2 protein-coding genes are annotated in these 3,132 nt (G+C 73.6%); both read left to right on the top strand.

Annotated elements, in window-relative coordinates; all coding sequences use genetic code 11:
* Positions 1–39: 39 nt before the first annotated feature.
* A complete protein-coding gene (locus FOE67_RS21070) occupies positions 40–2,100 on the top strand; it encodes a beta-galactosidase (protein ID WP_182666414.1) in 2,061 nt (686 codons plus the stop codon).
* 99 nt (positions 2,101–2,199) lie between these two features.
* Positions 2,200–3,048, top strand: coding sequence for a class I SAM-dependent DNA methyltransferase (locus tag FOE67_RS21065; protein ID WP_182666413.1), 849 nt, complete (start codon positions 2,200–2,202; stop codon positions 3,046–3,048).
* Positions 3,049–3,132 lie beyond the last annotated feature (84 nt).

Genomic DNA, 3,132 nt, shown 5'->3' with positions numbered 1-3,132 from the left:
GCACGATGTTTCCCGAGCACGGAACGAGGAACCCCGCCCATGGCCTCCCTCTCCGACGCGACCCGCGGACGCCTGCTCCACGGCGGCGACTACAACCCCGAACAGTGGCCCGAGGAGGTGTGGGCCGAGGACGTACGTCTGATGCGCGAGGCCGGCGTCAACCTCGCCACCGTCGGCGTCTTCTCCTGGGCCCGCATCGAACCCCGCCCCGGGGTTCGCGACTTCGACTGGCTCGACCGCGTGATGGACCTGCTCCACGACGCCGGGATCGGCGTCTGCCTGGCCACCGCCACCGCCTCCCCGCCGCCGTGGATGGGCGCCCGCCACCCGGAGACCCTGCCGCGCGACGAGAACGGCACGATCCTGTGGTACGGCTCACGCCAGCAGTACTGCCCCTCCTCACCGATCTACCGCGAGTACGCCGCCCGACTGGCGGGCGACATCGCCGACCGCTACGCCCACCACCCCGCGCTGCGCCTGTGGCACGTCAACAACGAGTACTGCACCCACTGCTGGTGCGATGTGACCGCCGAGCACTTCCGTCGCTGGCTGCGGGACCGCTACGGCGACCCGGACGCCCTCAACGAGGCGTGGGGCACCGCCTTCTGGAGCCAGCGCTACGACGACTGGTCGGAGGTGATCCCGCCGCGCCGCACCCCCTATCTGGTCAACCCGACCCAGAAGCTCGACTTCCACCGCTTCACCTCGGACGCCCTGCTGGAGTGCCACACCGCCGAGCGCGACATCCTCCGCGCCCGCCGCGCCGACATCCCGGTGACGACCAACTTCATGCCGCTCTTCCCCGGTCAGGACGGCTGGCGCTGGTCGGCGGAGGAGGACGTGGTCTCCGTCGACATCTACCCGGACCCGCGCGCCGACCACCGATCGGTCGGCGGCGCCCCCTTCGGAGCCCTCGTCCAGGACCTCACCCGCTCCCAGGCCGGAGGGCCGTGGATGCTCATGGAGCAGGCCGCCGCCGCCGTGAACTGGCGGGGGGTGAACCCGCCCAAGGCGGACGGGCTGATGCGGCTGTGGTCCCTCCAGGCGGTCGCCCGGGGCGCCGACGCCATCTGCTTCTTCCAGTGGCGCCAGTCCCGACAGGGCAGCGAGAAGTTCCACTCCGCGATGCTCCCGCACGCCGGTGAGCGCTCCCGGGGCTTCCGCCGGGTCGCCGAACTGGGCGCCGATCTGGCGCGGCTCTCCGACTCGGGGGAGGTGGTGGGCGCCCGCAACACCGCCGAGGTCGTGGTGCTGCACGACTGGGACTCGTGGTGGGCCGACGGCCAGCCCGGCCGCCCCTCCGCGGAGGTGGACCACGCCGAGGTGTTGCGCGAGTGGCACCGCGCGCTGTGGAGCCGCAACACCGCCTGCGACCTCGCCCACCCGGAGGCAGACCTCTCCGGCTACCGGGTGATCGTCGTCCCGCACCTGTACCTGATGAGCGACGCCGCGCTGGACAACCTGGTGGAGCGGGTCCGGGCGGGCGCCACGCTCGTCTGCGGCTGGTCCACCGGCGTCGCCGACCCCGACGACCGCATCCGCGAGGGCGGGATGGACGCCCGCCTGCGCGACCTGCTGGGCATCGACCTGATCCACGAGTGGTGGCCCATGGAGGCGGGGGAGAGCGGCAGGCTCGACGACGGCACCACCGGCACCCTGTGGAGCGAGGACCTGGAGCCCCTGGAGGGGCAGGACGGCGGACCGGAGGTGATCGCCCGCTGGGCGGGGGGCGAGTTGGACGGGCGGCCCGCGATCCTGCGGCACACCCCGTTTCCCGATGCCTTCCCCGAACCGGCCGGCGGGGCCGGGGCCCCCGGGGCCCCGGGGGTGACGTGGTACCTCTCCACGCAGCCCGATCCGGCGGCGCTGGAGGCGCTGCTGGCCCGCGCCGCGGCCGGGGCCGGGGTGAAGCCCGTGCTCGCCGACACCCCCGACGGGGTGGAGGCGGTGCGCCGGGGCGAGGTGCTCTTCCTCCTCAACCACCGTCCCGAGCCGGTCGACGTCATCCTGCCGGAGCCGGGCACCGACCTGCTCACCGGTCAAAGGTGCGAGGGCGAGGTGACCCTGGAGCGGTACGGGGTCCTGGCCCTGCGCCCCTGACACGCCCGGTCCGGGCCCCGGCACCGGGGGCCCGGACCGGGGCGGCGGACCGGCGGAAAACCGGGTGCGGAGGATCTTTCCTCCCCCTACCGTCGCACCATGGACCAACCGGAGGAAACACCGGAGAACCCACCCCCCAACCACTTCGACGAGAGCGTGGCCGCCGGCTACGACGACTCCACCGCCACGATGGCCGAACCGGCCGTCCTCGACCCCACCCTGGACCTGCTGACCGAACTCGCCGCGGGCGGGGAGACCCTCGAACTCGGCATCGGCACCGGCCGGGTGGCGCTCCCCCTGGCCGCCCGGGGCGTCCCCGTCCACGGCATCGACCTCTCCCCGCAGATGGTCGCCCGACTGCGGGCCAAGCCCGGCGGCGACGCGATCCCCGTCGCGATCGGCGACTTCGCGACCACCCGGGTCGAGGGCTCCTTCTCCCTGGCCTACCTGATCTTCAACACGATCACGAACCTCACCACGCAGGACGCGCAGGTCGACTGCTTCCGCAACGTCGCCGAACACCTGGCGCCCGGCGGTCGGTTCCTGATCGAGGTCGGGCTCCCCGAACTCGACCGGCTCACCGCCGCGGGCGACGCCGGGGAGACCGGGAACGCCGAGGACATCGGACACCGGAAGCCCGCCGGCCCCTTCCCGCCCGCCGCCCCGGGGAACACCGTGCTCTTCCGCGCCGGTCCGCCGGTGTGGGGCTTCGACGTGTACGACACCGCCACCCAGGCGATGAGCTCGAACCACGTGGAGATCGTCGACGGGCGCGGCACCTTCCGCTCGATCCCCTTCCGGTACGTGTGGCCCGCGGAGATGGATCTGATGGCCCGTCTCGCCGGGCTGCGTCCGTACGCCCGGTGGGAGGACTGGGACCGTACGCCCTTCACCTCCCGCAGCCGTCGGATCGTCGCGGTGTGGGAGAAGCCGGCCGCCCCGGCCTGAGCCGCCCCGCCCCGACCGCCCCGGGGCGGGCCACCGGACGGGGCAAGCCCGGGAAGCACCCTCCCGGACCCGGCCCCGTACCGG

It is taken from the genome of Streptomyces calidiresistens (assembly GCF_014141525.1).
GTDB classification, from domain to species: Bacteria; Actinomycetota; Actinomycetes; order Streptomycetales; family Streptomycetaceae; genus Streptomyces; species Streptomyces calidiresistens.
The sequence above is the reverse complement of the archived record's forward strand: the minus strand, read 5'-3'. Positions and strand labels throughout refer to the sequence as shown.

Bases quoted from the DNA above. Each gene is read 5' to 3' on its own strand.
- FOE67_RS21070 (WP_182666414.1), top strand. From the start codon at position 40: ATGGCCTCCCTCTCCGACGCGACCCGCGGACGCCTGCTCCACGGCGGC.
- FOE67_RS21065 (WP_182666413.1), top strand. From the start codon at position 2,200: ATGGACCAACCGGAGGAAACACCGGAGAACCCACCCCCCAACCACTTC.